At 58.5% G+C, this 6,000-nt stretch carries 5 protein-coding genes; all 5 read right to left on the reverse strand.

Annotated features, from left to right (window positions below; all coding sequences use genetic code 11):
- Positions 1-20: 20 nt before the first annotated feature.
- Entirely contained in the window at positions 21-308 is a 288-nt protein-coding gene (locus FQ187_RS23205; protein ID WP_149631257.1) for a DUF3509 domain-containing protein, read from the reverse strand.
- Between the two features lie 216 nt (positions 309-524).
- The gene (locus FQ187_RS23210; protein ID WP_149631258.1) at positions 525-1,829 is read right to left on the reverse strand and encodes a transporter substrate-binding domain-containing protein; all 1,305 of its coding nucleotides are present in this window, start codon (positions 1,827-1,829) and stop codon (positions 525-527) included.
- 133 nt (positions 1,830-1,962) lie between these two features.
- Complete coding sequence (thrC, locus tag FQ187_RS23215) at positions 1,963-3,372, reverse strand: threonine synthase (RefSeq protein WP_149631259.1); 1,410 nt, start codon at positions 3,370-3,372, stop codon at positions 1,963-1,965.
- 66 nt (positions 3,373-3,438) lie between these two features.
- Positions 3,439-4,743: a homoserine dehydrogenase gene (locus FQ187_RS23220; RefSeq protein WP_149631260.1), complete on the reverse strand. Its 1,305-nt coding sequence runs from the start codon at positions 4,741-4,743 to the stop codon at positions 3,439-3,441.
- Positions 4,744-4,877: 134 nt separating this feature from the next.
- Positions 4,878-5,609: a bifunctional protein-disulfide isomerase/oxidoreductase DsbC gene (gene dsbC / locus FQ187_RS23225; RefSeq protein WP_149631261.1), complete on the reverse strand. Its 732-nt coding sequence runs from the start codon at positions 5,607-5,609 to the stop codon at positions 4,878-4,880.
- Positions 5,610-6,000 lie beyond the last annotated feature (391 nt).

Below are 6,000 nucleotides of genomic sequence, written 5' to 3' on the forward strand. Positions count from 1 at the left end.
AGGTTCCCACAAAAAACAATTCAATTTCGGTTGGCCAGGATCTTGTCCTGAGCAGCATTGCGCAACGCCGCAATGACGCAGGGCTCCAGCCGACCTTCGGCGATCAGCACGTCGCGATGCAAACCGTCGACGACATCCGTCAGCAGACGTTTGCTGGTTAACTGGGCCTGATTGAACACCCGCTCGACCACGATAGCGCCGGTCGCATTTTTCAGTGTCACCAGGCATTCGCCATGGGCCCCCGACGGGGTCAACGTTACCTGATACGGGCTCAGAGCTTCACCGAGCAATAGACTGATACTTTCCATCTCGATCACCACTCAATAGTCCGAAAACAAAGTGCCTGGGGCGTGCCTACAGTAAATGACCACTGGCTCGAGAAGAAAGTTCTGGATACCGACTGCTGGGGAACCTGCGCCTCTGGTCAATAGAGCATGCACGGCCAAGATGACAGATAAAAAACAGCCGTGTCATGCCTGCTGCTTGCGCTTACCGATATCGGTCCATCCACCCAGCAGGCCCCGCTATTGTCCGTCGGCACTGTAAAAAGGCACCGTCCACTGATAGACATGTCTGACGCCGTTGTTGAACATCAATTGACGCTCACTGAAGCGGGTCTTGCGCGTACCGAGCTGGGCCATGAACTCTGCATGCAGCAGTTCGGCAGTCTCTTTGGGCAAGACGTCCAGTTCAATCAGCTTTCGTCCCTGAACCTGGTCGAAACGGGTCGACAAGCCCTCCTCATAACTCTTGTTGCACATGATCAAACGTCCTTCCAGATCACGAACAAACATCGGATCGGGCATGGCGTCCATCAACGCATGCTGGAAGGCAAGCTGATCACTCAGGCTTTTCTCGGCATCCAGGCGCTGCTGGATCAATAGCGTGAGTCGTCGGTTCCAGAGCAGGGACAACAGGCCGAACAGACTGACGATAAACATTCCCCAGCAGCCCCACTCGGTGAGTCGGTGCCAGACGCCGGGAACCTTGACCGGGGCAATCCCATTGAGCCATTTCAGGCGAATGGCGCGCAATTCGGCAGGATCAAGCGCCTCAAGCGCCTTGTTGAGGATGCTCGACAGCTGAGGCTGACCTTTGCGTACGGCCAAGTGGTCCGCCTCCCATTTGCCCTCGACCGTATACCCGACCTTGAGCTGGCCGGACGGATAGAGTTGTGCTCCGGTTTCGTTTTCGATGGTGGCATAGGCCTCACCGCTCTCGACCAGCGCCCGGGCCTCCGCGTAGGTTTTAACCGAGCGCAGCTCGATGTCCGGATAGTCACGGTGGATCGCGGCCTCCAGCGCATGCCGGGTCGGCAACACCAGAACCCTTCCCGACAGTTGCTCCAGGGATTGCACCTCTGGCGCCCCGGCCCGCCCGACGAACACCCAGCTAGCGCCACCGAACGCATGACTGAAATCCAGATACGTCTTGCGTTCGTCATTCATCGCCAGCGTCGTGCTCATGTCCGCTGCGCCACTTTCCAGTCGCCCGAGCAACTGATCGGTGGAAAACGATTCTTCGTGAACAAACTGCAATCCCGTCATCGCGCTGATGCGATTGAGCAGATCATTGTTCAAGCCGTTCCATTGGCCGTGCTCATCCTTGAACAGGTACAGCGGATATTGCACCGATGCGACGATGACTTTCGAATGCTCGGCAATCCATTTCAACTCCTGAGCATCCAGCTCGATCATTGGGCCAGCAATCGATCCTTTGGAATCGGTCGCCGCCAATTGCGACGCGCTCCCCCACTGAGCAAAGCCCAGGGTGCCGACTAAAAAAAACATCCAGCACGCGGCTGGTTTTAACCCTCTGAAAAACAGCATTGCCACTTCCTTGGTAATCGTCTCGCCCGCCCTTCATAGGCGGCTCTTCATTTACGAAACCCGACAAGTGTGGCATGCAGAAATGAGAAAGCCCGTCAGGAGACGGGCTTCAAAATGTGACAGTTTTAATCGGTTACAGAGGCTTGCCGCGGTTGCCATGCTGACTGACAAAGGCCTGCACGGCTTTCAGGTCATTTGGCAGCACGGTGCAGCGCTCATCTCGCTCAAACAAATCAGAAAGATGTGCAGGTAGTTCGAGCGCTTTTCCTACGCCAGCTTTTTCCACTGCGTCCGGGAATTTGACCGGATGCGCCGTACCGAGGATCACCATCGGGATATCCAGGTTGCGACGGCACTCGCGCGCCGCCTTCACGCCGATAGCAGTGTGCGGATCCAGCAGTTCGCCGGTTTGCTCAAAAACTTCGGCAATGGTTTCGCAGGTTTGTGCGTCATCCACGGCCAGCGAATCGAACAGCTTGCGGGCTTCGGTCCAACGTTCCTGTTCGACGCTGAAACCGCCACCTTGCTTGAAGGTGTCCATCAGCCCGGCAATCGCTGCGCCGTTGCGACCGTGCAGGTCGAACAGCAGGCGTTCGAAGTTCGACGACACCATGATGTCCATCGACGGCGACAGCGTGGCGTGCAGGGTGTCCTTGACGTACTGATTGCCGCTCATAAAGCGGTGCAGGATGTCGTTGCGGTTGGTGGCGACGATCAACTGGTTGATCGGCAGGCCCATGTTGCGCGCCAGGTAACCGGCAAAAATGTCGCCAAAGTTGCCGGTCGGCACCGAGAACGATACGGAACGTGCCGGGCCGCCCAACTGCAGGGCTGCATGGAAGTAGTAAACGATCTGGGCCATGATTCGCGCCCAGTTGATCGAGTTCACGGCCACCAGACGCGTGCCTTTGAGGAAGCTCTGGTCGGCGAAGCTGGCCTTGACCATTTCCTGGCAGTCATCGAAGTTGCCTTCGATGGCGATGTTATGGATGTTCTCGCCGAAGATGGTGGTCATCTGGCGACGCTGCACTTCGGACACGCGGTTGTGCGGGTGCAGGATGAAGATGTCGACGTTTTCGCAGTGCTTGCAGCCTTCGATGGCGGCAGAACCGGTGTCGCCTGAGGTGGCGCCGACGATCACTACACGCTCACCACGTTTTTCCAGCACGTAGTCGAGCAGACGACCAAGCAGCTGCAAGGCGAAGTCTTTGAAAGCGAGGGTTGGGCCGTGGAACAGCTCCAGCACCCATTCGTTGCCGTTCAGCTGACGCAGTGGTGCCACGGCGTTGTGGGAAAACACGCCATACGTTTCTTCAAGAATCTTTTTGAAATCGGCATCGGGGATGCTACCGGTGACGAATGGGCGCATCACCCGGAAGGCCAACTCGTGATACGGCAGGCCGGCCCAGGAAGCGATTTCTTCCTGGGTAAAACGTGGCAGGTTTTCCGGGACGTACAGACCACCGTCCGTGGCCAGACCGGCCAGCAGGACGTCTTCGAAATTCAGGGCCGGTGCCTGGCCGCGGGTACTGATATAACGCATGACTGGCTCCAATAGACAGTGTTCGCAAACCCGGGCTCGCAGGCGAGCCCGGTGAACGATAACGGCTTAGTTCAGGTGCTCGACGCGGATCCGTACGACCGGACCGACTACGCCCGCCAAGGCTTCCAGGGCGGCGATCGCGTCGTTCATGTGCTGTTCCAGCACGCGGTGAGTCAGCAGGATCATCGGCACCAGGCCGTCGTGTTCTTCGACTTCCTTCTGCATGATCGATTCGATGTTGATGCCGCGCTCCGACAGGATGCTCGCCACCTGCGCCAACACGCCCGGATGGTCCTTGGCCTGGATGCGCAGGTAATAGGAGCTTTCGCAGGCCTCGATCGGCAGGATCGGGTGGGCCGACAGCGAATCCGGCTGAAAGGCCAGGTGCGGTACGCGGTTTTCCGGGTCGGAAGTCATGGCGCGAACCACGTCCACCAGGTCGGCGATCACCGACGAAGCGGTCGGCTCCATGCCAGCGCCAGCGCCGTAGTACAGGGTCGAACCGGCGGCATCACCGTTGACCATCACCGCGTTCATCACGCCGTTGACGTTGGCGATCAGGCGATCGGCCGGAATCAGCGTCGGGTGCACGCGCAGTTCGATACCGGCCGCTGTGCTGCGCGCCACACCGAGGTGCTTGATGCGATAGCCCAGCGCTTCGGCGTAGTTCACGTCAGCGGTGGTCAGCTTGGTGATGCCTTCGGTGTAGGCCTTGTCGAACTGCAGCGGAATACCGAACGCGATGGACGCCAGGATCGTCAGCTTGTGGGCCGCATCGATGCCTTCAACGTCGAAGGTCGGATCGGCCTCGGCGTAACCCAGGGCTTGCGCCTCGGCGAGTACGTCCTCGAAAGTCCGGCCCTTCTCACGCATTTCGGTGAGGATGAAGTTGCCGGTGCCGTTGATGATGCCGGCGACCCAGTTGATGCGGTTGGCCGACAGGCCTTCACGGATCGCCTTGATCACCGGAATGCCACCGGCCACGGCGGCTTCGAACGCCACAATCACGCCCTTCTCCCGGGCTTTGGCGAAAATTTCATTACCGTGAACGGCGATCAACGCCTTGTTCGCGGTCACAACATGTTTTCCGTTCTCGATCGCTTTGAGTACCAGCTCGCGGGCAACGGTGTAGCCGCCCACCAGCTCTATGACGATGTCGATCTCAGGGTTCGTGGCCACTTCGAAGACATCGTTGGTAATCGCAATACCGGTCGTCTGGAACTGAGGCTTTGGCGTGCGCATGGCAATTTGTGCCACTTCGATTCCACGCCCGGCACGACGAGCAATTTCCTCGGCGTTACGCTGAAGTACGTTGAAGGTACCGCCACCGACGGTCCCTAACCCACAGATGCCTACTTTGACCGGTTTCACTGTGAACTCCCCATAAAACGGCCGACTCAAGGCCGGCCGTGAAAACAACCGCATACTCGCGGTTCTCTATTAATGGCTCGGCGAACGCTGCCGCTGAACCATGATCGTCAATGGCTGACCGTGACGATGCGAATTTATTTCGCGTCCAGCGCCAGTTTGGCGACTTGTGGCGCAGGCTGGTAGCCCGGAATGACCTGGCCGTCGGCCAAAACGATAGCCGGTGTACCGTTCACGCCGATCGACTGACCGAGGGCGAACTGCTTGGAAACCGGGTTATCGCACTTGGCGGCCTTGATTTCCTTGCCGTCGACCATCTTGTCCATGGCCGCTTTCTTGTCTTTCGAGCACCAGACCGCTTGCAGCTGTTCGTCACCCGGTGAGCCCAGGCCCTGGCGCGGGAACGCGACGTAACGCACTTCGATGCCGCGCTTGTTCAGCTCAGGCACTTCGGCGTGCAGCTTGTGGCAGTACGGGCAGGTGGTGTCGGTGAACACAGTGATGTGCGATTTGGTTTCGCCGATCGCCGGGTAAACCACGGTTTCCGCGACAGGAATTGCGTTAACCAGTTTGGAAACGCCCAGGCGTTCGGTCTTCTCGGTCAGGTTGACCGGCTTGCCGTCCTTGAGCTGGAACAGATAGCCCTGAACGACGTACTGGCCGTCGGCGCTGGCGTACAGCACGCGGCTGCCCTTGAGTTTGACTTCGTACATCCCTGGCAGCGGGCTGGCGGTGATGCTTTCTACCGGCACGTCGAGCTGGAGGTTTTCCAGGCTTTTACGAATGGCTTTGTCGGCCGCGTCATCGGCGACGGCAAAGGTGCTGACCAACGCAATGGCTGCGGCGGCGAAAATATGGGTCAGACGCATGAGAACTCCTGAAGGCGGACAAATGGGACGTTCAGAACGCCCGTGCCGAAACACCGGGTCATAAACGCCCATCGTGCAAACCGGCAAAGCCTACCACATAAGGCCCCTGTGGCCGAATGCGGGTGATGCAGGATACCTAGTTCAAATGGCTCCGGACCTTTGTAGCAGCTGGCGAAGCCTGCGTTCGGCTGCGTAGCAGCCGTAAATCCTGAGTCCGCGTTTTAACTGAAACACCACAGCGCTTGATTTTACGACTGCTGCGCGGCCGAACGCAGGCTTCGCCAGCTGCTATGTATGGACTCGCCCCCACTGTCTACCCGCTTTTGAAAAACCGCCGCCCCGTTGCATCTATGTATCAGGCCTATTCGAAGAAGCCGTCTTCGGCTTCTGG

The organism is Pseudomonas sp. ANT_J28 (assembly GCF_008370005.1).
In the GTDB taxonomy this organism is placed as follows: Bacteria; Pseudomonadota; Gammaproteobacteria; order Pseudomonadales; family Pseudomonadaceae; genus Aquipseudomonas; species Aquipseudomonas frigoris.